The organism is Nonomuraea sp. NPDC049649 (assembly GCF_040675175.1).
In the GTDB taxonomy this organism is placed as follows: Bacteria; Actinomycetota; Actinomycetes; order Streptosporangiales; family Streptosporangiaceae; genus Nonomuraea.
In genome coordinates this window covers 35,828-61,444 of the sequence record NZ_JBFAOH010000037.1, presented here as the reverse complement: position 1 = coordinate 61,444, position 25,617 = coordinate 35,828, and the positions used below count along the sequence as shown (strand labels likewise).

Annotated in this window: 24 protein-coding genes; 18 read left to right on the top strand and 6 right to left on the bottom strand. The window is 71.9% G+C overall.

Annotated elements, in window-relative coordinates; genetic code table 11:
* A partial coding sequence (locus AB0J42_RS30935) for a hypothetical protein (protein WP_364300639.1) occupies positions 1 to 640 on the bottom strand: 640 nt, incomplete at its 3' end.
* Between AB0J42_RS30935 and AB0J42_RS30930 the strand changes: the two genes are divergently transcribed.
* Entirely contained in the window at positions 629 to 1,534 is a 906-nt protein-coding gene (locus tag AB0J42_RS30930; protein WP_364300637.1) for a hypothetical protein, read from the top strand. The two genes, AB0J42_RS30935 and AB0J42_RS30930, sit on opposite strands and share 12 nt — an antisense overlap.
* 260 nt (positions 1,535 to 1,794) lie before the next feature.
* Here AB0J42_RS30930 and AB0J42_RS30925 read toward each other — a convergent pair whose 3' ends face one another.
* Complete coding sequence (locus tag AB0J42_RS30925; RefSeq protein WP_364300635.1) at positions 1,795 to 2,721, bottom strand: MBL fold metallo-hydrolase; 927 nt, start codon at positions 2,719 to 2,721, stop codon at positions 1,795 to 1,797.
* 109 nt (positions 2,722 to 2,830) lie between these two features.
* Here AB0J42_RS30925 and AB0J42_RS30920 point away from each other — a divergent pair, with 109 nt between their 5' ends.
* Positions 2,831 to 3,343 carry a single-stranded DNA-binding protein gene (locus tag AB0J42_RS30920; protein WP_364300633.1) on the top strand — a complete coding sequence of 171 codons (513 nt, stop codon included), beginning with the start codon at positions 2,831 to 2,833 and terminating at the stop codon, positions 3,341 to 3,343.
* Positions 3,344 to 3,614: 271 nt separating this feature from the next.
* Here the strand turns inward: AB0J42_RS30920 and AB0J42_RS30915 are convergent, their stop codons facing one another.
* Positions 3,615 to 5,135 (bottom strand): DUF1015 family protein, encoded by a 1,521-nt coding sequence (locus AB0J42_RS30915; protein WP_364300631.1) that lies wholly within the window; start codon positions 5,133 to 5,135, stop codon positions 3,615 to 3,617.
* Positions 5,136 to 5,243: 108 nt separating this feature from the next.
* Between AB0J42_RS30915 and AB0J42_RS30910 the strand changes: the two genes are divergently transcribed.
* Positions 5,244 to 5,666 (top strand): tetratricopeptide repeat protein, encoded by a 423-nt coding sequence (locus AB0J42_RS30910; protein WP_364300629.1) that lies wholly within the window; start codon positions 5,244 to 5,246, stop codon positions 5,664 to 5,666.
* 1,128 nt (positions 5,667 to 6,794) lie between these two features.
* Positions 6,795 to 7,766: an HAD-IIA family hydrolase gene (locus AB0J42_RS30905; protein ID WP_364300627.1), complete on the top strand. Its 972-nt coding sequence runs from the start codon at positions 6,795 to 6,797 to the stop codon at positions 7,764 to 7,766.
* Positions 7,767 to 7,888: 122 nt separating this feature from the next.
* On the opposite strand, the gene AB0J42_RS30900 is transcribed toward AB0J42_RS30905, so the two are convergent.
* Positions 7,889 to 8,236: an SCP2 sterol-binding domain-containing protein gene (locus AB0J42_RS30900; RefSeq protein ID WP_364300625.1), complete on the bottom strand. Its 348-nt coding sequence runs from the start codon at positions 8,234 to 8,236 to the stop codon at positions 7,889 to 7,891.
* Between the two features lie 116 nt (positions 8,237 to 8,352).
* Between AB0J42_RS30900 and AB0J42_RS30895 the strand changes: the two genes are divergently transcribed.
* The 13 genes from AB0J42_RS30895 to AB0J42_RS30835 all read left to right on the top strand — a co-directional run bounded on the left by AB0J42_RS30895 (position 8,353) and on the right by AB0J42_RS30835 (position 21,028).
* Complete coding sequence (locus tag AB0J42_RS30895) at positions 8,353 to 8,511, top strand: hypothetical protein (RefSeq protein ID WP_187281133.1); 159 nt, start codon at positions 8,353 to 8,355, stop codon at positions 8,509 to 8,511.
* The gene (locus AB0J42_RS30890; protein WP_364300622.1) at positions 8,508 to 9,320 is read left to right on the top strand and encodes a TlyA family RNA methyltransferase; all 813 of its coding nucleotides are present in this window, start codon (positions 8,508 to 8,510) and stop codon (positions 9,318 to 9,320) included. The genes AB0J42_RS30895 and AB0J42_RS30890 overlap by 4 nt, the downstream gene beginning before the upstream one ends.
* Positions 9,317 to 10,216, top strand: coding sequence for an NAD kinase (locus AB0J42_RS30885; protein WP_364300620.1), 900 nt, complete (start codon positions 9,317 to 9,319; stop codon positions 10,214 to 10,216). Before AB0J42_RS30890 ends, AB0J42_RS30885 begins: the two co-directional genes overlap by 4 nt.
* 94 nt (positions 10,217 to 10,310) lie before the next feature.
* On the top strand, positions 10,311 to 12,020 hold the full coding sequence (recN, locus tag AB0J42_RS30880; protein WP_364300618.1) for a DNA repair protein RecN: 1,710 nt from the start codon (positions 10,311 to 10,313) through the stop codon (positions 12,018 to 12,020).
* A 73-nt stretch (positions 12,021 to 12,093) separates the two neighbouring features.
* The gene (gene steA / locus AB0J42_RS30875) at positions 12,094 to 13,290 is read left to right on the top strand and encodes a putative cytokinetic ring protein SteA (protein WP_364300616.1); all 1,197 of its coding nucleotides are present in this window, start codon (positions 12,094 to 12,096) and stop codon (positions 13,288 to 13,290) included.
* Complete coding sequence (locus AB0J42_RS30870; protein WP_364300614.1) at positions 13,287 to 14,267, top strand: copper transporter; 981 nt, start codon at positions 13,287 to 13,289, stop codon at positions 14,265 to 14,267. Before steA ends, AB0J42_RS30870 begins: the two co-directional genes overlap by 4 nt.
* 1 nt (position 14,268) lies before the next feature.
* Positions 14,269 to 15,117 carry a hypothetical protein gene (locus tag AB0J42_RS30865; RefSeq protein ID WP_364300612.1) on the top strand — a complete coding sequence of 283 codons (849 nt, stop codon included), beginning with the start codon at positions 14,269 to 14,271 and terminating at the stop codon, positions 15,115 to 15,117.
* A 19-nt stretch (positions 15,118 to 15,136) separates the two neighbouring features.
* Positions 15,137 to 16,759: a lipid II flippase MurJ gene (locus AB0J42_RS30860; protein WP_364300610.1), complete on the top strand. Its 1,623-nt coding sequence runs from the start codon at positions 15,137 to 15,139 to the stop codon at positions 16,757 to 16,759.
* Between the two features lie 120 nt (positions 16,760 to 16,879).
* The gene (locus AB0J42_RS30855) at positions 16,880 to 17,956 is read left to right on the top strand and encodes a glycosyltransferase (protein WP_364300608.1); all 1,077 of its coding nucleotides are present in this window, start codon (positions 16,880 to 16,882) and stop codon (positions 17,954 to 17,956) included.
* Positions 17,957 to 18,147: 191 nt separating this feature from the next.
* Entirely contained in the window at positions 18,148 to 19,131 is a 984-nt protein-coding gene (locus AB0J42_RS30850) for a TerC family protein (RefSeq protein WP_364300606.1), read from the top strand.
* 103 nt (positions 19,132 to 19,234) lie between these two features.
* Positions 19,235 to 19,882 (top strand): phosphatidylserine decarboxylase, encoded by a 648-nt coding sequence (locus AB0J42_RS30845; protein ID WP_364300603.1) that lies wholly within the window; start codon positions 19,235 to 19,237, stop codon positions 19,880 to 19,882.
* The gene (gene pssA, locus AB0J42_RS30840) at positions 19,869 to 20,699 is read left to right on the top strand and encodes a CDP-diacylglycerol--serine O-phosphatidyltransferase (protein WP_364300601.1); all 831 of its coding nucleotides are present in this window, start codon (positions 19,869 to 19,871) and stop codon (positions 20,697 to 20,699) included. Before AB0J42_RS30845 ends, pssA begins: the two co-directional genes overlap by 14 nt.
* Before the next feature lie 56 nt (positions 20,700 to 20,755).
* Positions 20,756 to 21,028 (top strand): hypothetical protein, encoded by a 273-nt coding sequence (locus AB0J42_RS30835; protein ID WP_364300599.1) that lies wholly within the window; start codon positions 20,756 to 20,758, stop codon positions 21,026 to 21,028.
* Between the two features lie 48 nt (positions 21,029 to 21,076).
* Here the strand turns inward: AB0J42_RS30835 and AB0J42_RS30830 are convergent, their stop codons facing one another.
* Positions 21,077 to 21,733 carry an MBL fold metallo-hydrolase gene (locus AB0J42_RS30830; protein ID WP_364300597.1) on the bottom strand — a complete coding sequence of 219 codons (657 nt, stop codon included), beginning with the start codon at positions 21,731 to 21,733 and terminating at the stop codon, positions 21,077 to 21,079.
* Positions 21,733 to 22,503 carry a maleylpyruvate isomerase family mycothiol-dependent enzyme gene (locus AB0J42_RS30825; protein ID WP_364300595.1) on the bottom strand — a complete coding sequence of 257 codons (771 nt, stop codon included), beginning with the start codon at positions 22,501 to 22,503 and terminating at the stop codon, positions 21,733 to 21,735. Before AB0J42_RS30825 ends, AB0J42_RS30830 begins: the two co-directional genes overlap by 1 nt.
* A gap of 230 nt (positions 22,504 to 22,733) precedes the next feature.
* Here AB0J42_RS30825 and uvrA point away from each other — a divergent pair, with 230 nt between their 5' ends.
* Complete coding sequence (gene uvrA / locus AB0J42_RS30820) at positions 22,734 to 25,574, top strand: excinuclease ABC subunit UvrA (RefSeq protein ID WP_364300593.1); 2,841 nt, start codon at positions 22,734 to 22,736, stop codon at positions 25,572 to 25,574.
* The last annotated feature ends 43 nt before the right edge of the window (positions 25,575 to 25,617 follow it).

Below are 25,617 nucleotides of genomic sequence, written 5' to 3'. Positions count from 1 at the left end.
ACGGTCGTATCGGGATCGGGACGACCGTGGTTCCTACCGGGATCGTGGTGAGGGTCGGCCCTACCGTGATCGGGATGATCGTGGTTCTTCCCGGGATCGCGGTGAGCGTCGTCCGTATCAGGACCGTGGTGAAGGCCGGTCGTATCGGGATCGGGACGACCGTGGTTCCTACCGGGATCGTGGTGAGGGTCGGCCCTACCGTGATCGGGATGATCGTGGTTCTTCCCGGGACCGTGGTGAGCGTCGCCCGTACCAGGACCGTGGTGAGGGACGCCCGTATCAGGAGCGCGGCGAGCGGCGTCCGTACCGGGATCGGGAAGAGGGCCGTCCTCCCAGGGACCGTGGTGAGCGTGGCCCTCATCGGGACCGTGAGGAGAGGCGTCCGTACCGGGATCGCGACGATCGCGGACCCCGGCGGGACGATCGCGGGCCGCGCCGTGAGGGTGGGCCGCGTCCGTTCTCGCGGGAGGACCGCCCCGGCACCCGCGCCCGCTTCGGCAGGCAGGACCGTGAGGACGCGCCGCGGCGCGAACGGCTCCCCGAGGTCGCGCCCGACATCAGCGCCGAGGACCTCGACAAGGAAGTACGCGACGAGCTGCGCTCCCTGCCCGGCGACCTGGCCGAGCTGGTGGGGCGGCACCTCCTCGCCGCGGAGCGGGCCCTGGAAGAGGACGATCCCGACAAGGCGTACGAACACACCCAGGTGGCGCGCAGGTTCGCGGCCAGGGTCGGTGTCGTACGAGAAGCGGCCGGCATCGTCGCCTACCGGGCGGGCCACTACAGCGAGGCGCTGAGCGACCTGCGGGCCGCCAGGAGGATCACCGGCTCGGATGAGTACCTGCCGATCATGGCCGACTGCGAGCGCGGGATGGGCCGTCCGGAGCGGGCGCTCGACCTGGTGCGCTCGCGCGAGGCCGAGCGGCTGGACCGGGCCGGGCGGATCGAGCTGACGATCGTGGAGTCGGGGGCGCGCCGCGACCTCGGCCAGCACGACGCGGCGGTCATCACCCTCCAGCGGCTGCCGGAGCTGCGCGATCCGCAGGCCCGGCCGTGGTCGGCGCGGCTGGCTTTCGCGTACGCGGACGCGCTGGAGGAAGCGGGACAGCGTGAAGCGGCGCTGGACTGGTTCGGCAGGGCGATGGCGTTCGACGAGGATGGCGAGACGGACGCGGCCGAGCGGTACGCCCAGCTCTCCGGTGGCCTGATCGAGGACGTCGAGGAGTACTTCGACGAGGACTTCGTGTCCCCGGAGAACGCAACCGAGCCCACGGAAGCCGACGCCGAACCCGAGCCGGTCACGGACGACGCCGAATCACCGGGCACCGAAGACCCCGGCCCGGCCGCACCGCCAACCACGACAGACGCTGTGCCGGACGAGGCGGAGGCGCCTAGCCCAGGAGAGATCGGCTCAGGCGCGTCTCCAAGTGCTGAGGATGCGCCGATCACCCCGTCCTTCATCGAGCCCGACTTCGGCGACCAGCCCGGTGAAGGCTCCGACAAGCAGGACGAGGATTCCGGCAAGAAGCCCGAATAGGCATCACCCCGAGTACGCACCCGCCGCTGGCGAGAGGCGCGGGTGCGTACTCGGCCCGAGCGAAAGACGCCGCTATATACCCGGCCCCGGCAAAGGCGCCGGTACGTACCTGGCCCCAACGAAAGGCGCGGGTGCGTACGCGATGAGGCTCGCGTACGCACCCCCGCACCACAGGGGCGCGGCCACCACCCGAGTTCACGGACGTGACCGCTACCCGAGCGGTGAGAACGCGGATTCCCTGAAGCCGCTCACACCGCCGACTATGGTGAGACGCGGTCCAGCCAGTGGAGGATTCCGGCGACGTTCGACGGCGCGCCGCTGAGCAGCTCGAACTGCTCGGCCGTCTCGTCGTCCTCGGCCAGCGCGCGGTAACGCTCCTTGGTACGGTCCCGGACCATGGCGACGGCGTGGTCCAGGTCCATGCCTTCGGAGTGGGCCTGACGGGTGAGATCCACCCAGATGCGAAGCTCCTCCGCCGACCGTTCGAGCACGTCCTGTACCGCGTCGACCGGCCCATAGTGGCTGAACAGCAGCCGCTCCGGCTGCAACGCCCGGAACAGCCCGATCGAGTCCAGCGCGGTCTGCAGGTCGAAGTCCGGCGGCGGCGTGGCCGGGCGCACGTCCCCGGTCTGCGGCAGGTAGACGCCCGCGGCGTCCCCGACGTACAGGTCACCCGTCGCCGAGTCGATCAGCCCGACGTGATGCTTGGCGTGGCCGGGGGAGTAGTGGCTGCTCAGCGTCCTGCCGTTGCCGAGGTCGATGGCGCCGGTGTCGCCCAGGGCGACGATGCGTTCGGCCTCGGTGGGGGAGAGCTCGCCGAACAGCGTGTCCAGCCGGTCGCCCCACACCATCCGCGCGCTGGCCATCAGCCTGGACGGATCGGCCAGGTGCCGCGCCCCCTTCTCGTGGACGACGACCTGCGCGGACGGGAAGAACTCGGCGATGTCGCCCACCCCGCCCGCGTGGTCGAGGTGGATGTGGGTGACCACGACGGTCGCCAGATCCTCCGGGCCGACCCCCAGCGACGCCAGCGCGTCACGCACGACCGGGGCCGAGGTGGAGGTCCCCGTCTCGACGAGGCAGGGCCGGTCGCTCAGGATCAGATATCCGGCGGTGATGCCGGAGTACCCGGCCATTTTCGTGTCGATCTCGTAGACGTCGCCGCCCAGCGCGGTGATGTTGTCCACAGGCACTCCAGAGCCGCGTCCGCTATCCCCAGAACGGCATTCGAGCCGATCCGGACTCCCTCACATCGTAGAGAGTGATCTCCACACGATCACCAAGGGGAGGACGACAGTGGACCGTAACGAGGTCTTGCTGGTGGGGCGGCTGTCCGCGGCCGTCGAAGAGCGGAGTCTGCCGAGCGGCGACACCATGACGAAATGGCGCCTTCTCGTGCGCCGCCGCACGTACCGGCGGGGCGGCACGGTCACCGACAGCATCCCGTGCGTGAGCTTCAGCCAGGAGGTGGCCGACGTGCTCCGCGGTCTCAACCCGCGCGACGCGATGGAGGTCACCGGCGCGTTCCGCTGCCGCGTCTTCGGCCCGGCGTCGGGCAAGATCTGGGCGTACGAGGTCGAAGCGGCCACGGTCAAGGCCATCGATGCCCTCCCCGAGGCGGAGCCCTCCGAGCCCCCGCCTCCTTCCGCACCCCGCCCGGCAGCCGCCCTCGCCAAGGCGGGCGGACCTGAGGCCAGCCCTTCCCAGGGCGAGGAGGCTGGTCCTCGCCAAGGTGGATCGCCCGGAGCCTGGCCCTCGCTGAGGCGGACTGAACCGAGGTCGGCAGCCGCCCTCGCTAAGGCGAGTTGACCGGAGGTTGCCCTCTCCAAGGTGGGCCTACCCGAGGCCGGCCCCTCTCCAAGGCAGGAAGCTGGCCCTCGTCAAGGCGGTTGCCCGGAGGCCGGCCCTCTCCAAGGCAGGAAGACTGGCCCTCGTCGGGGCGGATTGACCCGAGGTCGGTCCTCGCTAAAGCGGGCTGACCGTCGTCAAGGCGGGGAGGCGGGCCGTCAGCTAAGGCGGGCTGACCTGAGACTGACCCTCGTCAAGGTGGGTTGACCCGAGGCTGGAGGGCTGCCGGCGATCAGCAAACGATTCTGAGGATCAGACCTGTGCGGGGTTTCGGGCCGAAGGAGGTGGATTTGCGTGGCACCCGCTCACCCCCCGCGGCGACCGCGAGGACATCGGCGACGGCGAGCGGCTTGAGGATGACGGCGGTGCCCCCGGTGGCGGCAGCGAGTTCGACGGCGGCCCGCGCGTCGTGGTGCACGATGCGCACGGTCTCCTCGTCGTCACGCAGCCCCCACACCTTCGGCAGGACGAACTCAGTGAGGATGGAGGTGTTGAGCGAGTTCCACCGGGCCGAGCGGTCCGCCGGCATGGACTGGGCGAGCTGCAGCGGGTCCGGGCTGCTGAGAAGGTGCGCGCTGCTCCCGGAGGCCAGCAGGAAGGCCGGGTCTTCAGCGGCGTCGAGTGCGGCCATGCCTTCGTCCAGGTCGTTGAAGTCCTGTACGCGCCACGACCCCTTCGCCTTGGCCACCGCCTCGTCCAGCGGGAGTTCCGGGATGACCCGGTGGATGGCCTTGAGATCGGGTGGATAAGCGTCGGTGTCCACGAGCAGCGCCATCCCGTAGTCCCACGGGTTCCTCCCGGCCCGACGCCCCCCGCTGCCCTTCTGCCCGCCGTCGCTCAGCACGTTGCCGTTCTGTCCGCCGCCGCTTTGCGGGTCGCCGTTCTGCGCGTCGCCGTTCTGGGCGCTGCCGTTCTGCGTGCCGTCGTTCTGCGGGTCGCCGTTCTGCGTGCCGTCGTTCTGCGCGCTGCCGTTCTGTCGGTAGCCGTCCTGACCGTCGTCGTTCTGTCCGCTTTGGGGCGGTGCCGGGCGGAGGGCGTGTTCGCGGCGCTGGAGGATGCGGTAGGTCGCGTACCTGTGGTGGCCGTCGGCGATGAGCGCCTGGCGCGGGTGGAGGTCGGCGTTGATGGCGGCGATCTCGGCTTCGTCGGTGATGGCCCAGAGGCGGTGGGTGAGGCCGTCCTCGGTGTGCGCGGTGACCAGGGGCGTGCGGCTCGTGGCCACCTCGTCCACGAGGCGGGTCGCCGTGCCGTCCTGGCCGTTGTACAGGAGGAAGATGGGTTCGAGGTTGGCCCGGGTGGTGGTCATGAGGGCGAGGCGGTCCGCGATGGGGCCGGGGACCACGTCCTCGTGCGGCAGGATGATGCGCTGCGCCGGATCCGGGAGGCAGACGTCGCCGATGAGGCCGCGCTGCAGCACTCCCGGGCCGCGCTGCTCGTACACGTAGAGCGCTGGCTCCTCGTCGGCGACCAGGATGCCGGACTCGCGCCACTCCTCCAGAGTCCTCCTGGCCTGCGCGTACTTGGGGTCGGCCGGGTCGTGGGGAGCGCCCGGCGCGTCCGACCCCGGTGTGCCGGGAAGGATGAGACGTACGACGTTGTTGGGGTGAGTGTCGAGCAGGACGCGCACATCCCCCTCGGAGATCAGGTCGTAAGGCGGGGAGGTCACCTTGGCGGGATCGTCGACGGCGAAGCGGACGCCCCGGAACGGCCGGAGGATCAGTCCGTCCGGTATCGGCAGTTCAGAATTCCCCATACCGGGCATGCTGCCATAAACACCCGAGTCTTCCCGCAGTCACCTCCACGACCTGGTCGCGTTCGATTCCGCAACTCTGTCGCATGCCGTTGAAGGAGGGCTCACGCAATGACGAATGGCGCCGACGGCCACACCGATTCCCCCGGCACTCCCCAAGGTGATGTGTACGACTGGTACCAGCGGGGGGTGAAGCTCCTGCGGGAGGGCAGCCCGGCTGCCGCCGCCGCGCTGCTGGAACGTGCGGCCAGCGCGGAGCCGGACTCACGCAGCGTCCGGGAGGCGCTGGCGCGGGCCCAGTTCAACTCCCGCCGGTACGCGGAGGCGGCCAGCAGTTTCCAGTGGATCGTCGAGGACAACCCGACGGAGGACTACGCCTATTTCGGCCTCGGGCTGTCGTTGTGGCGGACGGGCGACATCGAGGCAGCTCAGGAGCCGCTGGCCATCGCCGTCGCCATGCGACCCGACGACCGCAACTACCAGTCCGCCTTGCGCAGCGTCCGGGCCACGTTGAAGGCACGCGAAGACATGTAAGGAAGCCACGTACGGGCGAGAACACGCCGGCCCCACCCACGGGCGAGAACGCACCGGCCGCCGTCCTCACCACTCGGGGGCGCCTTCCGCGTGCTGTGTCCGCGCTCGGCTCGACTGACCATGCCCTACTCGATTGACCGCACCCAGTTCGGCTGACCGCACCCAGCTTGCTCGACTGCGCCCAGCTTGGCTCACCGTGCCCGGCTTGGCTCACCGTGCCCGGCTTGGCTCACCGTGCCCGGCTTGGCTCACCGTGCCCGGCTTGGCTCACCGTGCCCGGATTGGCTCATCGTGCCTGGCTGAGCTGACTGTGTCCGGCCTACTTGCCTGCGTCCGGCTTGGCCTACCGCGCCCGGCTCGGCTGACCGCCCGGCTTGGCCCATCGTGCCTGGCTGAGCTGACCGTGCCCGGCTTGCTCGCCTGCGTCCGGCTTGGCCTACCGCGCCCGGCTCCGTTGACTGCGCCTGGCTCGGCTGACTGCGCCTAGCTCAGTTGGCCTCGCTCTGTCTGGTTAACTCCGGGGGCGAGGCCTATTTCGGCGAGCGTCGTGGCGCGGGGACCGGGCCGTCTCGCGGCAATGCGTTCGGTTGGGCGGGGTCGGCGTGTTCGCATCATTCAGGAGGCGTGCGGGGGTTGCTACCTGCAAACTGACGCCTTGTTGGACGGGGGCCGGGCCCGGTTGTTCTGGTCATCGTCGGCGTGCAGAGCGGACCCCGCCCAGCTCGGAGTGCGGCGCCCCGGTCGGTCTGGGCCTCGGCCACCCCAGCCCCGCCTTCTCTGACGCCGCGTTCTGTGCGTTCCGGCTGCTCCGCGCCTGTTCTCCCCAGCGCCGTGCTCGGCGGGTGCTGGCCGCTCGCTGGTCTGTCCTTCCGCACCGTGCTGGACCGGTCCACGGCCCGTTCTTTCCTACGTGGTGCTCGGTGTGTGCCGGCGCTTCTCCTCTCCGCCTGACGCATGCCGTTGTCGGGGGTTTCACTGGATATGGGGAATGTGGGGATATGAGGGATTTCAGGTCATTCGGGGTTGTCGTGCGTACCGCTTGTGAGTTGTCGGGGATGCGGCGGATCGCCGTTGCGGCGGGCGGGTTAGAGTCTCACAGGACGTGGGCTGGCGACGGAAAGAGGCGCGGTGCTGATCGACGGCTACGACACCCTGCTGCTGGACCTCGACGGCGTCGTGTACCTCGGGCCGAGGGCCGTGGAGGGGGCGCCCGAGGCGCTGGAGGAGGCGCGGCGGCGAGGGGTGCGGCTGGCGTACGTGACCAACAACGCATCCAGGACGCCGGCCGCCACCGCCGCCCATCTGCGGGAGCTGGGTGTGCCCGCCGGAAGGGACGACGTGGTGACGTCCGCGCAGGCGGCGGCGCGGGTGGTGGCCGAGAGGGTGCCGCCGGGGTCGAAGGTGCTGGTCGTGGGCGGGTCCGGGCTGCGGATGGCGGTGCGGGCGCAGGGGCTCAGGCCGGTCACGGCGGCGGCCGAGGGGCCGGTGGCCGTGGTGCAGGGGATGTGGACGGGGATCTCGTACGGGCTGCTGGCCGAAGGGGCGCTGGCGGTGCGGCAGGGGGCGCTGTTCGTGGTCGCGAACCGGGACTCGACGATGCCCACGGGGCGCGGCGAGGTGCCGGGCAACGGGTCGATGGCCCGGGTGATCGCGTCCGCCACCGGGGTGGAGCCTCTCTACGCGGGCAAGCCGGATCCGCCGCTGCACCGCGAGTCGATGATCCGCACGGGTGCGCGGCGGCCGCTGGTGGTCGGCGACCGGCTCGACACCGACATCGAGGGGGCGCGCAACGCGGGTGTCGACGGGCTGCTGGTGATGACGGGGGTGGCCAAGCCGCTCGACCTGCTCACCGCCCCGCCGCACCGGCGCCCGGACTACCTGGCCGAGGACCTGTCGGGGCTGCTGGCCCCGTACCCGCAGGTGCGGGACGGCGCGTGCGGCGGGTGGCGGGCCCGCTGGGAGGACGGGACGCTCCGCCTCGACGGCGACGGGAGCAGGATCGACGGCCTGCGGGCCGCGTGCGCCGCGGCCTGGGCCGAGGCGGGGGACGGCCGTGTCGAGGAGGACGCGGTGAAGCCGGTGCTCGCCAGGATCGGCTGACCGCAAAGGGTCAACGGTGAAGCCGTGCTCGCCTGACCCGCGGAGGGTCAGCGGCGAAGCCGGTGCTCGCGCGGATCGGCTGGCCCGCGGGGGCAGCGGTGATGAAGCCGTGCTCGCGGGGGTCAGAGGAGCCGGCGGAGGCGGAGCAGGTCGCCGAGGCTGGCGTCGATCTTGATGCGGCCGCCGAGCAGCGCGCGGGCCAGGTCCAGCTCGCCGTTGACCAGCGCCACCAGGTCGTCGCTGATGAGGGTCAGCTTGACGTCGGCCGGCTGGCCGTCCTGCGGGGGCGTCTCACCGAACGGCTCCAGCCCGCCGTGGTGCAGCCGCCCGTGGAAGGTCACGTCGAGATCGGAGACGCGGCAGCTGACCGTGCGTTCCACCACGTGCTTGGCCCGGTCCTCCGCGTCTATCTCGTCGAACTGCGCGACGAGCTTGACCAGTGCGGCCCGGCACTCCTCGACGCTTGCCATGATCGCTCCCTTTCTTCTCCCTTTAGCGTTCCACAACGAGCGCCCCGTATGACTCTTCAACGCGTGACACGCCCGCCGAGGTCCCGACCGCTCGCCCGACGCGTTACCGTCGAGTCATGAGTGAGCTGCCAGAGGAGACCGGTGACGCGCGGGTCGACGCGGTTCTCGCCGGGCTGGGCCGGCTGCCCGGCCTGCCGGTGAGCGATCACGTGGCGGTGTTCGAAGAGGCGTTCTCCGGGCTGGAGGCCGCGCTCGGCGCCGTGGACGCCCAGTGAGCCGCCGGGTCCGGCTCGACAGCGAGCTGGTGCGGCGCAAGCTGGCCCGCTCCCGGGAGCAGGCGGCCCAGCTCATCGAGGCGGGCCGCGTCACGGTCGGCGGGCGGCGGGCCGCCAAACCGGCCACGCAGGTCGACACCGCCGCCGCCATCGTCGTGGCCGAGTCCCCGGACGGCCCCGACTACGTCTCGCGCGGCGCCCACAAGCTGATCGGCGCGCTCGACACGTTCAAGAGCCTCGCCGTCGAGGGGCGGCGCTGCCTCGACGCGGGCGCCTCCACGGGCGGGTTCACCGACGTGCTGCTGCGCCGCGGCGCGGCGCACGTGGTGACCGTCGACGTCGGCTACGGCCAGCTCGCCTGGTCGCTGCGGAACAACGAGCGGGTCACCGTCATGGAGCGGGTCAACGTCCGCGACCTCACCCCGGAGCTGGTGGGGGAGCCGCCCACGCTGGTCGTCGGCGACCTGTCGTTCATCTCGCTGCGGCTGGTGCTGCCCGCGCTGGCCGCCGTCGCCGCGCCGGAGGCCGACTTCGTGATGCTGGTGAAGCCGCAGTTCGAGGTGGGCAAGGACCGCGTCGGCGCGGGCGGGGTGGTGCGCGACCCGGAGCTGCGCGCCGAGGCGGTGCGCGGCGCCGCCGCCGCGGCGGCGGAGCTGGGGCTGGCCGTGCGCGGCGTCACCTACAGCCCGCTGCCGGGGCCGTCGGGCAACGTCGAGTACCTGCTGTGGCTGGGCAAGGGGGAAGGCGAGCCGCCGGTCGCCGACCTCGATGAGGAGATCCGGCGGGCCGTCGCGGAAGGGCCGCAATGAACCGGACCGTACTGGTCACCGTGCACACCGGGCGGGAAGCCGCCATCGAGAGCGCCCGGCTGGTCATCGGCCGCCTGCTCGACGCGGGCCTGCGCGTACGGGTCCTCGACGAGGAGGCCGGGGAGGTCGGCGCGGCGGGCGTGGAGGTGGTGCCCGCCGAGCCGAGCGCCGCCAAGGACACCGAGGTGATGATCGTGCTGGGCGGCGACGGGTCGCTGCTGCGCTCGGCCGAGCTGGCCAGGCCGACCCGCACCCCGCTGCTCGGCGTGAACCTCGGCCACGTCGGCTTCCTCGCCGAGGCCGAGGTCGCCGGCTTGGCCGACACCGTCGACAGCGTGGTGGCCGGCCGCTACGACGTCGAGGAACGCATGACCATCGACGTGCTGGCCCGCCAGAACGGCAACCTCATCGCCGACACCTGGGCGCTCAACGAGGTCACCGTCGAGAAGCAGGAGCGCATGCTGGAGGTGGTGGCCGAGATCGATGGGCGGCCGCTGTCGCGCTGGGGCTGCGACGGGGTCATCTGCGCCACCCCGACCGGTTCCACCGCCCACGCGTTCTCCGCCGGCGGGCCGGTGGTCTGGCCCGAGGTCGAGGCGCTGCTCATGGTCCCGATCAGCGCCCACGCCCTGTTCGCCCGGCCGCTCGTCGTCTCCCCGCGTTCCACCCTGGCCGTCGAGATCCTGCCCGACACGCCCGGCGGCGTGATGTGGTGCGACGGCCGCCGCCGGGTCGACCTGCCCTCCGGCACCCGCGTCGAGGTGCGGCGCGGCGCCGAGCCGGTGCTCCTGGCCCGGCTGCACGGCGTCGAGAGCACCGGAGCCCCCTTCACCGACCGGCTCGTCGCCAAGTTCGAACTACCCGTTCAGGGCTGGCGCGGGAGGGCGCGACCCTGACTGAATGGAGGGTACGAGCGCGTAGGATCGCATGCGCACACGTGTTCGGGCCGCGGCGCGGTTGACGTAACTTCGCAAGTGACGGGAGTGGGCAGTGCGACCAAGGGTCGAGGAGGTCCGCATCCAGGGGCTCGGTGTCATCGACGAAGCCGTGCTGGAGCTTTCGCCGGGCTTCAACGTGGTCACCGGTGAGACCGGCGCGGGCAAGACGATGGTCGTCACCGGTCTCGGGCTGCTGTTCGGCGGCCGGGCCGACCCCTCGCGCGTCAGGCCGGGCGCCGACCGGGCCACCGTCGAGGGCACGCTCGTGATCGAGCCGGGCGGCCGCGTGGCCCAGCAGGTCGAGGACATCGGCGGCGAGGCCGGCGACGGCGAGCTGATCATCTCCCGCACGGTCTCCGCCGAGGGCCGCTCACGCGCCTGGCTCGGCGGCCGGGCCGTGCCCGTCGGCACCCTCACCTACCTCGCCGACGACCTGGTCGCCGTGCACGGCCAGATGGACCAGCAGCGGCTGCTCCAGCCCGCCAGGCAGCGCGCCGCGCTCGACCGCTACGCCGGCGACGACCTGGTCAAGCCGCTCCGCGCCTACCAGCAGGCCTACAAGCGCCACAAGCAGATAGCCGCGCAGCTGGAGGAGATGACCACCCGGGCCAGGGAGCGCGCGCAGGAGGCCGACCTGCTCAGGTTCGGCCTGGAGGAGATCGAGAAGGTGGACCCCAAGCCCGGCGAGGACGCCGCGCTGCGCGAGGAGGAGGAGCGGCTCTCGCACGCCGACGCGCTGCGCACCGCCGCCACCGCCGCCCACACCGCGCTGCTCGGCGACCCGATGGTCGCCGCGGGCGGCGCCGCCGACGTGATCTCGCTGCTCGGCGAGGCCCGCACCGCCGTCGAGGCGGTCCGCGACTACGACACCGCGCTCGCCGCCGTCGCCGACCGGCTGGCCGAGGCCGGATACCTCATCTCCGACGTGGCCACCGAGCTGGCCTCCTACGCCGAGTCGATCGAGGCCGACCCCGCCCGGCTGGCCGCCGTCCAGGAGCGCAGGTCCGTGCTCACCGGGCTCACCCGCAAGTACGGGGACGACACCGCCGCGGTGCTGGCCTGGGCGCAGCAGGCGGCGGCCCGGCTGGCCGAGCTGGAGGGCGACGACGAGCGCGTCGGCGAGCTGACGGCCGAGTACGACGAGCTGACCGCCCGCCTGACGGAGCTGGCCGCCGAGCTGACCCGGGTGCGCGAGGCCGCCGCCGAACGGTTCGGGCGGGCCGTCACCGAGGAGCTGACCGCGCTGGCGATGCCGCACGCCCGGGTCGTCGTCCAGCTCTCCCAGGCCGCCGAGTTCGGCCCCGACGGCGTCGACGAGGTGGAGCTGCGCATGGCCGCCCACCCGGCCGCGCCGCCGCTGCCGCTCAACAAAGGCGCCTCCGGCGGCGAGCTGAGCCGGGTGATGCTCGCCATCGAGGTGGTGTTCGCCGGCGCCGACCCGGTGCCCACGTTCGTCTTCGACGAGGTCGACGCCGGGGTGGGTGGCAAGGCCGCGGTGGAGATCGGGCGCCGGCTCGCCCGGCTGGCCCGCACCGCCCAGGTGATCGTCGTCACCCACCTGCCGCAGGTCGCCGCCTTCGCCGACCAGCACCTGGTGGTGGAGAAGGCCGGCGACGGCAGCGTGGTGCGCAGCGGCGTGGTCACGCTCGACCACGAGGGCCGGGTACGCGAGCTGTCCCGGATGCTCGCCGGCATGGAAGACTCCGAACTGGGCAGAGCGCATGCCGAGGAGCTGCTGGGGCTGGCGGCGGCTGACAGGTGATTCGGTGTGACATAGCGGACACGCCCGGTCATGGATGGCCTCCCAGGTCGTTTGCTCTGGCAGGATGGTCTTGATGAAGGTTCCGGGGAGCAGGATGCCGGGCCTCCGCGCGAGGAAGGGCAACGACCTTCCCGGCGTCACCGGCGTGGCGAGGATCGACCGGCGCACCAAGAGGCTCACGAAACGCCTCCAGCCAGGCGAGATCGCCATCATCGACCACGTCGACGTCGACCGGGTGAGCGCGGAGGCGCTGGTGGCGTGCGGTGCGGCGGCGGTGGTCAACATCGCGGCCGGCATCAGCGGCCGCTATCCCAACCTCGGCCCCCAGATCATCACCGAGGCCGGGATCCCGTTCGTCGACAACGCCAGCCAGGAGCTGTTCGAGCGGGTCAAGGACGGCGACGTGGTCCGGGTCTGCGAAGGCACCGTCTACCTCGACGACGAGGTCGTCGGCAAGGGCGTCGAGCAGAGCGGCGAGGCCATCGAGGCGGCCATGGCCGAGGCCCGTGCCGGGCTGTCCGTGCAGATCGAGGCCTTCGCCGTCAACACCATGGAGTACGTCCGGGGCGAGGGCAAGCTCCTCATCGACGGCGTGGGCGTGCCCGAGATCCGCACCCGGATCGAGGGCCGGCACGCGCTCATCGTGGTGCGCGGCTACCACTACAAGGAGGACATCGCCACCCTCCGCCCCTACATCCGCGAATACCGGCCCGTGCTGATCGGCGTCGACGGCGGCGCCGACGCCCTGCTGGAGGCCGGCTACCTGCCCGACGTGATCGTCGGCGACTTCGACTCGGTCTCCGAGAAGGCGCTCACCTGCGGCGCGGAGCTGATCGTGCACGCCTACCGCGACGGCCGGGCCCCCGGCCTGGAGCGGGTCCGCCAGCTCGGCCAGGAGGCGGTCGTCTTCCCGTCCACCGGCACCAGCGAGGACATCGCCATGCTGCTGGCCGACGAGAAGGGCGCCGAGCTGATCGTCGCCGTCGGCACCCACGGCACGCTGGAGGAGTTCCTCGACAAGGGCCGCTCCGGGATGGCCAGCACGTTTCTCACCCGCCTGCGCGTCGGCAGTAAACTCATCGACGCGAAGGGCGTCAGCATGCTCTACCGCAGCCGCATCTCCACCTCCCAGCTGCTGCTCCTGGCGCTCACGGCGCTGGTCACCATGGGTGTGGCGCTGTCCGCATCCCCGCTCGGCCAGATCTGGCTGAACGGCCTGTACGACGTCTGGAACGCGTTCATCTTCTGGTTGGTCGGACTCTTCTCGTGATCGATTTCCGTTATCACCTCGTCTCCATCGTCGCCATCTTCCTGGCGCTGGCCGTCGGCATCGTGCTCGGCACCAACCTACTGCAGGACCCCGCCATCAAGACGGCCAACGAGATGACCCGTCAGCTCACCCAGGCCAACGACGGGCTGCGCGGCGACCTCGACGCGATGAAGCAGCGCGAGCAGGTCCACCAGGAGTTCGTCGCCACCCTCACCCCGCAGCTCGTCGCGGGCTCGCTGGCCGGCGAGCGGGTGCTGGTCGTCGAGGCGCCCGGCGCGAACGACACCTACCGCGAGCTCACCGAGCAGGTCGTCGAGGAGGCGGGCGCGACCCTCAGCGGCCGGCTCGTGCTGCTCGACAAGTTCTTCGACCCCAAGAGCGCGGGCGTGCTCGACGGGCTGGTCAACCAGCTCAAGCCCGCCGAGATGGCCTTCGCCACCACGGCCACCGTCCACGACAGGGCCGCCACCCTGCTCGCCGCCGCGCTCGTGACCGCCGACCCGGCGCAGGTCAACACCGCCAACGAGGCCACCACCGCGGTGCTCGACGGCCTGCTGAAGGGCGGGTTCGTCGAAGTCGACGGCGACCCGCTCAACCGCGCGACCCTCGCCGTGGTCTACGCGCCCGACGCACCGTACGAGAAGGACGACGACGGGGGCGCGGCCGCGGCGCTCAACGCCCTGGCGGGCGGGCTGGACGCGGGCGGCAAGGGCGCCGTGATGGCCGGCGCCGCCGCCACCTCCGCCGGCCCCCGCGGCGCCATCACCGCCCTGCGCGACGACGGCGAGATCGCCAAACGGGTCTCCACCGTCGACAGCGCCGATATGCCTGAAGGCCAGGTCGTGATCGTCTACGCTCTGCGAGAGCAAGCGAACGGGGGCGTGGGCCAGTACGGCACCGGGACCGGGGCCTCGGCGTTCCAGCCGGAGCCGCCCACGTCGGCCCCCACCCCGACCACCACCGAAGCAGGGAGCTGACATGGCACGTGGCCTGCTGTACGCCCTGGCGGGCGCCGCGATCGGCGCCGTCGCGGCCCGCGCCGCCTACACCGCGCTCACCCGTACCCAGGGCACCGACACCGGGAGCCGCTGGACGCGCAAGAACCACCGCGGCGAGCCCATCACGCTGCTCGAAGGGCCCGCGTTCGTCGCCGGGGCGGGCGCCGCGGCGGCGCTGACGCCCGGCCTGCCCGGCCGCGTGCGGACGGCGGCGCTGCTGGCCGGGGCGGGCAGCGGCGCGCTCGGCGCCTACGACGACCTCTACGGCACCACCTCCTCCAAAGGCTTCAAAGGCCACCTGAGCGCTCTCGCCCGGGGCGAGGTCACCAGCGGCGCCGTCAAGATCCTCGGCATCGGCGCGACCGGGCTGGGCGCCGCCGCGCTCGTCTCGCGCGGCCCCGCCGACACGCTCATCAACGGCGCCGCCATCGCGGGCGCGGCCAACCTGGCCAACCTGTTCGACCTGCGGCCCGGCCGGGCAATCAAGGTCGGGCTGCTCACCGGCGGGCCGCTGCTGGCGGCGGCCGTGGCCGGAGACTCGCCCGCCACGGCGGCGCTGACCGCCGTGCCGCTCGGCGCCGCGGCCGCGCTCCTCCCCGACGACCTGGGCGAGCGGGCCATGCTCGGCGACGCCGGCGCCAACGCGCTCGGCGCGCTGCTGGGCCTGGCCGCCGTGACCAAGCTGGGCCGTCCCGGCAGGCTCGCGCTGCTCGGCACCGTGGCCGCGCTCACCGCCGCCTCGGAGAAGATCAGCTTCACCAAGGTCATCGCGGGCAACAAGGTGCTCAACCGGATCGACATGCTGGGCCGCCGCCCCGCCGACGCGTGACCCGTTGACGTCTGATCCGTTGACGCGTGACCCCTCGGGCGGGCGGAAGGCGAGGCTGGCCCGCGGCGTCGCGGGCGGCGCGCTGGTCATCGGCGCGATCACCGTGCTGGCCCGCGTCACCGGCTTCGCCAAGCAGTACGCGCTCGCGCAGACCGTCGGCACCAACTGCCTGACCTCCGCGTACTTCACCGCCAACCAGGTCCCCAACATCGTCTTCGAGGTGGTCGTCGGCGGGGCGCTGGCCGGGATGGTCGTGCCGGTGCTCGCCGGGGCGGTGTCCGAAGGCGCCGGGGAGCGGGTGGGGCGGATCGCCTCCGCGCTGCTCAGCTGGGTGCTGGTGGTGCTCGTGCCGGTCGCCGTGCTCATCGCGCTGCTGGCCGGGCCGATCATGGGGCTGTTCACCATCAAGGGGTGCGGTGCGGCCGCCGCCGAGGTCGCCGCCCGCATGCTGGTGGTCTTCGCCCCGCAGATCCCGCTCTACGGGATCGCCGTGGTGCTGTACGGCCTGCTCCAGGCCCACCACCGCTTCGCCTCGCCCGCGCTCGCGCCGCTCGTGTCGAGCATCGTCGTCATCGTCGCGTACCTGATGTTCGTCCCGCTCAGCGGCGGGATCACCACGCCGGGGGCGGTGCCGCTCGCGGGCGAACTGGCGCTGTCGGTGGGCACCAGCCTCGGCGTGCTGGCGCTGGTCCTCACCGTGATCGGGCCTACCGCGCGGCTCGGCGTGCGGTGGCGGCCCACGCTGCGCTTCCCCGAGGGTGTGGCCGGGCAGGTGCGCCGGCTCGCGCTGGCCGGGATCGCCGGGCTGCTCGCCCAGCAGGCCGCGATGGTCGTGGTGCTGAAGCTGGCCAACAACCTCGGCGGCGGGGCGCTGGCGGTCTACAACTACGCCTGGGCGATCTACCTCGTGCCCTATGCGGTGCTGGCCGTGCCCATCGCCACCAGCGCGTTCCCCCGGCTGTCCGCGCAGGCCGAGGCCGGTGAGGGGGAGGCGTTCGCCCGGCTCGCGGCCGGGACCACGCGGGCGATCGTGCTCGTGTCCGGGGTGGCCGCCGGGGTGCTGGCCGCCGCGTCGGAGCCGGGGGCGGCGGTGTTCCTGGCCGACAAGAGCGACGTGGACCCGGTCGCGCTGGCGCGGGCCGTCGCGCTGTTCGCGCCCGGGCTGATCGGCTACGGGCTCATCGCGCACCTCAGCCGGGTGCTGTACGCGACCGGGCGGGGGCGGGGGGCCGCCGTCGGCACCGTCTTCGGGTGGGGGGTCACGATGGTCGCGCAGACCGTCTTCGCGCTGGCGCTGCCGGACGGGTGGCGCATCGCCGGGCTGGGGCTCGGGATGACCGCGGGGATGACGGCGGGCGGGGCCCTGCTGCTCGGGTACGTGGTCGCGGCCCGGGGGCGGGCGGCCGTCGCCGGACTGGGACGGGCGCTGGCCGCGGCGGTCGCGGGAGGCGTGGCCGGGTTCCTGGCGGGGGCGTGGGCGGTGGCGTGGATCGGGACCGGCGGCGGGTGGGCGAGCCTGGGCGCCACGCTGCTGGCGGCCGTGGTGGCGCTGGCGGTGGGCGGCGGCGTGGTGGCACTGGTCGACCGGGACGACGCGCGGGCGGTGGCGGGTGTGCTGCGCAGGCGCGTGCCCGGGGGCTGACCGCCCGGCGGTCGCCGGGTGCCCGCTGAGGGCTGGAAAGGTGGGAACCGCGGGCGGCCTCCGCTCGTGGGCGCGGGTCTCTCGGTCGGCTGTGGCCGGCGGTAGGTGAGGAGGATACGGGTGCGAGTGGCTTACGTGGTGGGCACCACCACCGGAGGGACCGGGCGGCACGTGCGCATGCTGGCCGGCGGGCTGGTGCGGCGCGGGCACCGGGTGGTGGTAGCGGGGCCGCGGGAGGTCGAGGAGCAGTTCGGGTTCGGGGAGGCGGGTGCCCGGTTCGCCGAGGTGCCCGTGTCCGACCGGCCGCACCCGGTCAACGACGCGCGTGCGGTGCTGGCCGTCCGGCGGACGATCCGGGGGGCCGATGTGGTGCACGCGCACGGGCTGCGGGCGGGGGCGCTGGCCGCGCTCGCCATGCCCCGGCGGTCCGGGGCGCCGCTGCTCGTGGTGACCTTGCACAACGCGCTCACCGCCGGAGGGTTCGTCGGCGCCGTGTACGGGCTGCTGGAGCGGATCGTGGCGCGGCGGGCGGACCGGGTGCTGGTCGTCTCGCCCGACCTGGGGGAGCGGATGGGGGCTTTGGGCGCGCGGGACGTGCGGCCCGCCGTCGTGCCCGCGCCGCCCCTGCGCGCACCCCGGCGCACGCCCGCCGAGGTGCGGGCCGAACTGGGCGCGGGGGACCGGCCGCTCGTCCTCACCGTCGCCAGGCTCGCCCAGCAGAAGGGGCTGGAGACGCTGCTGGACGCGGCGGCGGGCCCGTGGTCCGGCACGCCGCCGCTGTTCGCGATCGCCGGGGAGGGGCCGCTCCGGGGGGAGCTGGAACGCCGGATCGGCGCCGGGCGCCTGCCCGTCGTGCTGCTCGGCAACCGGGACGACGTGCCCGACCTGCTCGCCGCCGCCACCGCCGCCGTCTGGGCCAGCCGGTGGGAGGGGCTGCCGCTCAGCGTCAGCGAGACGCTCAAGGCGGGCACTCCCGTCATCGCCACCGCCGTGGGGGGCGTGCCGGGTCTCGTGGGTGACGCCGGGATCCTCGTGCCCTACGGTGACCCGGCGGCGCTGCGCTCGGCCGTACAGAAACTCATCTACGACCCCGCGGAGGCGGCGCGGTGGGCGGAGGCGGCGGCCCGCAGGGGCGCTGAGCTGCCGGGAGAGGACGACGCGGTGCGGGCGGCGCTGGACGCCTACACCCGGTCGTGATCTAGACGGATACCTTCCGTCAAGACTCTCTCGTATACTGCCTGCGTTGGGGAGGGGAGTATCCCTTCGCGGCAGTCTCGTCATCACGGTGCCGCCCCGATCCATGGGGCCCCCGGGGCTGCCGGCTCGCGGACTCGCGCGGGCGGGAGAGACCTCCGGCAGTCAGTCTTGCGTGCCGGAGGTAATGCACCGTGACCGAACCTTTGTGGGCCTGGATCGTCGTCATCGGCGGTCTCCTGATCGTGCTCGCCGTGGACCTGTGGATCGTCGACCGCGGTGAGGCCCGTGAGTTCTCCATGCGCCAGGCCGGGGGGTGGGTCAGCTTCTATGTGACGCTGGCCGTCATCTTCGGCGTGGTCCTCTGGCTCACCTTGGGGGCGGAGAAGTCCGGGGAGTTCTTCGCCGGTTACATCACTGAATACAGCCTCAGCGTCGACAACCTGTTCGTCTTCTACATCATCATGAGCCGCTTCGCGGTGCCGAAGGTCCACCAGCACAAGGTGCTGCTCATCGGCATCCTGCTCGCGCTGGTCATGCGGGGCATCTTCATCGGGCTCGGCGCCGCGGCCCTCGAACGGTTCGGCTGGCTGTTCTACGTGTTCGGCGCGTTCCTGGTCTACACGGCGATCAACATCGTCCGCGGCCACCTGAAGGGCGAGGAGGAGGAGGTCAAGGAGAACCTCCTGCTCCGCTGGGTGCGCCGGAGCCTGCCCACCACCCAGGACTACGTCGGCTCCAAGATCATGGTGAAGATCGACGGCAGGCGCATGGTCACCCCCATGCTGATCGTCATGATCGCCATCGGCAGCACCGACCTGCTGTTCGCGCTCGACTCCATCCCGGCGATCTTCGGGCTCACGACCGACCCGTTCATCGTGTTCACCGCCAACGCGTTCGCCCTGATGGGGCTCCGTCAGCTCTACTTCCTGCTGGGCGGCCTGCTCCAGAAGCTGGTCTACATCAGCTACGGGCTCGCGTTCATCCTGGGATTCATCGGGGTTAAGCTGGTTCTGGAAGCTCTGCACTCCAGTGGAGTCTCCTGGGCGCCCCACATCCCGATCTGGGTGTCCCTCACGGTCATCGGCTCCACGATGGTGATCACCACCGTGGCCAGCCTGATCAAGGCCCGCGTCGACATGCGCGCCAGTGAGAAAGCTCCCTCGGAGCAGGTGTAGCTAAATGGCTTTCGAGGCGCTTTGCTTGAGTAGTTGTGTCATGTCATAGTTACGGGTTCTGTACCATCACGGCAAAGCGCTCCGTTCAGTCACCATCCAAAGGTTGTACGTGTCAGTCGATCTTGCAAAGACGAGCCGGTTCAGGCTCGCACGCGGGGTCTCCCCGTGGCTCCTCCCGACGGCGGCCGCGGCGGCCGCCACCGCGCTGCTGACGCGACGGGACCGCCGGTGGGCACTCGCGGCCGTGCCGCTGGGCGCCCTGACCGGCGGGATGCTCTGGTTCTTCCGCGACCCCGACCGCGAGGTCGGGACCGGGCGGATCCTCTCCCCGGCCGACGGCGTCGTCCAGAGCGTCGACCCGTGGCCGGACGGCCGCACCCGCGTGGCCGTCTTCATGAGCCCGCTGAACGTCCACGTCAATCGTGCACCTCTTGCGGGAAATGTCACCTCCGTGCAGCATGTGGCGGGTGGGTTCCTGCCGGCTTTCAACAAGGACAGCGACCAGAACGAGCGCGTGGTGTGGCATTTCGAGACCGCGCTCGGTGACGTCGAGATGGTGCAGATCGCTGGCGCGGTGGCGCGCCGGATCGTGCCGTACGTGAGTGCCGGCGCGAAGGTCGCGCAGGGTGAGCGCATCGGGCTCATCCGCCTCGGTTCCCGGGTCGACATCTATCTTCCGGAAGGGATCGCCCCTGCGGTGTCCGTGGGCGAGAAGACGGTTGCGGGGGTGACCAGAATTGACCACGGCTGACGCCGGCCGCTGGCAGGCGGCAGAAGCAGAAGAGGAAGAACCTCGCGGCCCGGTCGGCAAGGCGTTCCGGCTGTCGGCCGCGGACTCGCTGTCCCTGGGCAACGCGATCTGCGGGTTCCTCGCCGTGTGCGTGCTGGCCGCGTCCGCCATCAACGCCCTGCGCACCGGCGGTGACTTCACCCCCGCCCCGAGCTACTTCGCCACCGCGGTGGTGCTGCTGCTCATCGGCGCCACCTGCGACCTGTTCGACGGGCTGGTGGCCCGGCGGTTCCGCGCCTCGGCCATGGGCGCCGAGCTCGACAACCTCGCCGACGTGATCAGCTTCGGCTTCGCGCCCGCGTTCATGGTCGTGATCTGGGGCGGGTTCACCGAGGCCGTGCCCTTCGTCGCCGTGGTCGCGGCCGCCGTGGCGGTGCTCGTCGCCGGCGTGGTCCGGCTGGCGCGCTTCGCCTGCGTCAAGACCAAGAGCGGCGACTTCATGGGGCTGCCCATCCCGATGGGCGCGATGACCGTGATCTCGATCGTGCTGCTGTTCGAGCCCAGCCTGTGGGCGCTGCTCGGCGTGCTCGGCGTCGCCTGGCTGATGGTCAGCCGCATCGAGTACCCCAAGCCCAAGGGCCAGCTCGCCGCGGTCGTGCTCGCCTGGATCATGGTGAACGTGGCGTTCCTGACCTTCTGGGTCGCCTGGCCCGAGGTCGGCGACATGCCCATCAAGATCGGCGCCAGCATGCAGATCGCCCTGGTGGCCGCCATCCCGCTGCGGATGCTGTTCTACAAGCGCGAGCTCCGGCGCGAGGCCTCCCGTCTCGGCCAGTGACTCCCCGGCACCGGGAAAGAGCGGACTTTCCCGGTGTCATCGGCTTTCATGGAGCCATGCAGGGCAACCCGCGCGAGCACACGCGCACGTACTTCCTCGCCAAGCTGGCGGGGGAGCTGGAGCGCCACGGGCTGACCGCCACGCTCCGGGCCGACCCGCCCGCGCTGCGCGTCAGCGACCCCGAGACCGCGATGCTCGCCGAGACCGTCGACTGCGTGCCGATGGACGGCGGGTGGTTCTACCGCTGGTCGTGGGGCGAGCTCGTGGGACTGGCCGACGAGCCCGCCCGGGCGGCCGAACGGATCATGCGCGTCCTGTCACGCGGCTGACGCGCGCCTTCCACTCCGGCAACGACCTGCGGAAGAGGGGCGTCCTCTTCACCAGCCGCGCGCCTTCCACTCCGGCAGCGACGGCCGCTCGGCGCCGAGCGTGGTGTCCTTGCCGTGGCCGGGGTAGACCCACGTCTCGTCGGGGAGGCGGTCGAAGATGCGCTCCACCACGTCGGTGTAGAGCTGCTCGAACCGCTCCGGGTCCTTCCAGGTGTTGCCCACGCCGCCGGGGAACAGCGAGTCGCCGGTGAACAGGTGAGGGCCGTCGTCGCCGCCGTCGTACAGCAGGGCGATCGAGCCGGGCGTGTGGCCGCGCAGGTGGATGACCTCCAGCGTGATCTCGCCGAACGTGATGCGGTCGCCGTGCTCGACCGTGCGGCCGACCGGCACGGGCAGGGCGGAGGCGTCCAGCGGGTGCGCCACCACCTGGGCGCCGGTCACCTTGCTCACCTGCTCCAGCGCCTGCCAGTGGTCGCCGTGCTGGTGGGTGGTCACGATCGTGCCGAGCGGCCCGTCGGCTATCAGGGCGAGCAGCCGGTCGGGCTCGGCCGCCGCGTCGATGAGCAGGCCCTCGCCCGTCGCCCGGCAGCGCAGCAGGTAGGCGTTGTTGTCGTAGGGGCCGACGGCGAGCTTGGAGATGCTCAGATCGGTCAGCTCCCGCACGTCGGCGGGGCCGCCGACCTGGACGTCGCCGGTGTAGCTCATCAGTAGTCCTCCGGGGGCGTCGCGGGCAGGTCAGCCGGGGCGACACCGGTCAGCCACGGCGGTGGCGGCGGGACCGGCTGCCCCTCAGGCACCACCCTAACCCGCTCGCCTGCGGACCTTCCGGTCAGCCAGGCCAGGACGTCCGCGGGCGCGCCCGCCACGGCCGGGCCCGCGCCGAGATCCCGCCACTCGTCCGCCGTCTCGCCGTCCGGGGTGAGGAGGCGGACGGCGCTGATCGTGCTCCGCTCGCGCGGCCACATGCGCAGGCAGTCGCGCAGCTCCCGGGCCACGAACGCCTCCGGCCAGTCGGCCGGGCCGTAGCCCGCGTCCAGGTCCACGTGGTGCATGCCCACCTCGCGCAGCCGCCTGACCAGGCAGTACCAGGCGGGATGGGGAGGCGGGCGCATGCCGCCGACCTGTGCCCGCCAGGCGTCCGCGGGCAGTTCGCGGATGGTGGCGTCCAGGCAGGCGACGCTGTCGCGCAGGTCGGCCAGCTGCTCGGCCGCCGGGCGGGCCGCCCCGGCCTCGATCTGCGCGTCGCGGGTTGCCGCGTCGGGGTACTGCGGGGTCTTCACGCCGGTCCTGGCCCAGGTGAGCAGGTTGACGTGGCTGTCGGCGTTCCTGGCCAGGTGGGTCAGCACGTGGCCGCGGGTCCAGCCGGGCAGTCTTGAGGGGGCGCGGACGCCGGCGTCGGTAAGGGTGGCGGCGGTGGCCAGCAGCCGGGCGTTCGCCTCGGCCAGTTCTGTCTGTACGGTGACGAGCACGGTCATGATCCGTCATTTCATCATGGGCTCGCGCGCTGCCGGGGGCGGGCATAAAAGGGCAGGTCACGTGGTTGATAACGGAAGGCCTCATGACCGCGCCGCGGAGGCCGTAATCTGAGGGGGGACGGGGTCGCGGCGAGCGGCACCGGCCGGGCCGGTCCGGCTCGGCGAAATTGTCGGAGCCCCCGTCTACCATCCCCCGTGGACCTATCCGCCTTTCGAATTCCGGGATCGCCGTGGCAGACCGCCTGATCGTGCGTGGTGCACGAGAGCACAACCTCAAGGACGTCTCGCTTGACCTGCCGCGAGACGCTCTGATCGTATTCACCGGCCTTTCCGGCTCGGGCAAGTCGAGCCTCGCCTTCGACACGATCTTCGCCGAGGGCCAGCGGCGTTACGTCGAGTCGCTGTCGGCCTACGCCCGCCAGTTCCTCGGCCAGATGGACAAGCCCGACGTCGACTTCATCGAGGGCCTGTCTCCCGCGGTCTCCATCGACCAGAAGTCGACCAGCAAGAACCCCCGCTCGACGGTCGGCACGATCACCGAGGTCTACGACTACCTGCGGCTGCTGTGGGCCCGCGTCGGCAAGCCGCACTGCCCGGTCTGCTCCCGCCCGATCGCCCGCCAGACGCCGCAGCAGATCGTCGACCGCGTGATGGACCTGGAGGAGGGCACCCGCTTCCAGGTGCTGGCCCCGGTCGTCCGCGGCCGCAAGGGCGAGTACGCCGAGCTCTTCCGCGAGCTGCAGACCAAGGGCTTCGCCCGCGCCCGCGTCGACGGCACGGTCGTCCGGCTGGAGGAGCCGCCGACGCTCAAGAAGTACGAGAAGCACGACATCGAGGTCATCGTCGACCGGCTCTCGGTCAAGGAGTCGGCCCGGCGCCGCCTCACCGACTCGGTGGAGACCGCGCTGCAGCTGTCCGGCGGCACGATCACGCTCGACTTCGTCGACCTGCCCGACGACGACCCCGGCCGCGAGCGGTTCTACTCCGAGCACCTCTACTGCCCGTACGACGACCTGTCGTTCGAGGAGCTGGAGCCGCGCTCGTTCTCGTTCAACTCGCCCTACGGCGCCTGCCCGGACTGCACCGGCCTCGGCACCAAGATGGAGGTCGACCCCGACCTGGTGGTCCCCGACCCGGAGCGGACGCTCCGCGAGGGCGCTCTTCACCCGTGGAGCGGCGGCCACACCAGCGAATACTTCGGCCGCCTGGTCGAGGCGCTCGGCAACGCCATGGGCTTCACCCCCGACACCCCGTGGGAGAAGCTGTCCAAGAAGGCGCAGAAGTCGCTGCTCTACGGCCACGACGAGCAGGTCCACGTCAGCTACAGCAACCGCTACGGCCGCCGCCGCGCCTACTACACCACCTACGAGGGCGTCATCCCGTGGGTGCAGCGCCGGCACGCCGAGGCGGAGAGCGACTCGACCCGTGAGCGGTTCGAGGGCTACATGCGCGAGGTGCCCTGCCCCACCTGCAAGGGGGCCAGGCTCAAGCCGGTCACGCTGGCCGTGACCGTCGCCGGCAAGTCCATCGCCGAGGTGTCGTCGATGTCGATCGGCGAGTGCGCCAAGTTCCTGGCCGGGCTCAAGCTGTCCGACCGCGACATGCACATCGCCGAGCGGGTGGTCAAGGAGATCAACGCCCGCATGGGCTTCCTGCTCGACGTCGGCCTCGACTACCTCTCGCTCGACCGCGCCGCCGCCACCCTGGCGGGCGGCGAGGCGCAGCGCATCCGGCTCGCCACGCAGATCGGCTCCGGCCTCGTCGGCGTCCTGTACGTGCTGGACGAGCCGTCCATCGGCCTCCACCAGCGCGACAACATGCGCCTGCTCGACACCCTGGTCAGGCTCCGCGACATGGGCAACACGCTGATCGTGGTCGAGCACGACGAAGACACCATCGCCGCCGCCGACTGGGTGGTCGACATCGGCCCCGGCGCGGGCGAGCACGGCGGGCAGATCGTCGTCTCCGGCACCGTCCAGGACCTGCTGGCCTGCGAGGAGTCCGTCACCGGCCAGTACCTGGCGGGGCGCCGGACCATCCCGGTCCCGGCCACCCGCCGCAAGCGCGACAAGAAGCGGCAGATCACCGTCAAGGGCGCCCGCCAGCACAACCTCAAGGGCGTCGACATCGAGTTCCCGCTCGGCCTGTTCACCGCCGTCACCGGCGTGTCCGGGTCGGGCAAGTCCACGCTGGTCAACGACATCCTCTACAACGCGCTGGCCAAGGAGCTCAACGGCGCCCGCACGGTCCCCGGCCGCCACTCCCGGATCAACGGCATCGACCTGGCCGACAAGGTCGTCCACGTCGACCAGTCGCCGATCGGCCGCACGCCCCGGTCCAACCCGGCCACCTACACCGGCGTGTTCGACCACATCCGCAAGCTGTTCGCGGCCACGACCGAGGCCAAGGTGCGCGGCTACCAGCCGGGCAGGTTCAGCTTCAACGTCAAGGGCGGGCGCTGCGAGGCGTGCTCCGGCGACGGCACCATCAAGATCGAGATGAACTTCCTGCCCGACGTCTACGTCCCCTGCGAGGTGTGCCACGGCGCCCGCTACAACCGGGAGACGCTGGAGGTCCACTACAAGGGCAAGACGATCGCCGAGGTGCTCGACATGCCGATCGAGGAGGCGCTGGCCTTCTTCGACGCCATCCCGGCGATCAAACGCCACCTGCAGACGCTCCACGACGTCGGCCTCGGCTACGTCCGGCTCGGCCAGCCCGCCACGACGCTCTCCGGCGGCGAGGCGCAGCGCGTCAAGCTCGCCTCCGAGCTGCAGCGGCGGCAGACCGGGCGGACCGTCTACGTCCTCGACGAGCCGACCACCGGCCTGCACTTCGAGGACATCCGGCGGCTGCTCGGCGTCCTCGGCAGGCTGGTCGACGGCGGCAACACGGTCATCGTCATCGAGCACAACCTCGACGTCATCAAGACGGCCGACTGGATCATCGACATGGGGCCCGAGGGCGGCTCGCGCGGCGGCACCCTGGTCGCGGCGGGCACGCCCGAGGAGGTGGCGCTGGTGGAGGAGAGCCACACCGGGCGGTTCCTGCGGAAGATTCTGTCCGTCTGACCGGAAACCGGGCGGCCGGGCCGAGATGAGCCGCTGCCTCCGG

Excerpts from the sequence above, each read along its gene's own strand:
- AB0J42_RS30825 (WP_364300595.1), bottom strand. The coding sequence starts at position 22,503 with ATGACCGTGCTCGTCACCGTACAGACAGAACTGGCCGAGGCGAACGCC.
- AB0J42_RS30910 (WP_364300629.1), top strand. The coding sequence starts at position 5,244 with ATGACGAATGGCGCCGACGGCCACACCGATTCCCCCGGCACTCCCCAA.
- AB0J42_RS30865 (WP_364300612.1), top strand. The coding sequence starts at position 14,269 with ATGGCACGTGGCCTGCTGTACGCCCTGGCGGGCGCCGCGATCGGCGCC.
- AB0J42_RS30830 (WP_364300597.1), bottom strand. The coding sequence starts at position 21,733 with ATGAGCTACACCGGCGACGTCCAGGTCGGCGGCCCCGCCGACGTGCGG.
- steA (WP_364300616.1), top strand. The coding sequence starts at position 12,094 with ATGAAGGTTCCGGGGAGCAGGATGCCGGGCCTCCGCGCGAGGAAGGGC.
- AB0J42_RS30915 (WP_364300631.1), bottom strand. The coding sequence starts at position 5,135 with ATGGGGAATTCTGAACTGCCGATACCGGACGGACTGATCCTCCGGCCG.
- AB0J42_RS30885 (WP_364300620.1), top strand. The coding sequence starts at position 9,317 with ATGAACCGGACCGTACTGGTCACCGTGCACACCGGGCGGGAAGCCGCC.
- AB0J42_RS30835 (WP_364300599.1), top strand. The coding sequence starts at position 20,756 with ATGCAGGGCAACCCGCGCGAGCACACGCGCACGTACTTCCTCGCCAAG.
- AB0J42_RS30895 (WP_187281133.1), top strand. The coding sequence starts at position 8,353 with ATGAGTGAGCTGCCAGAGGAGACCGGTGACGCGCGGGTCGACGCGGTT.
- AB0J42_RS30900 (WP_364300625.1), bottom strand. The coding sequence starts at position 8,236 with ATGGCAAGCGTCGAGGAGTGCCGGGCCGCACTGGTCAAGCTCGTCGCG.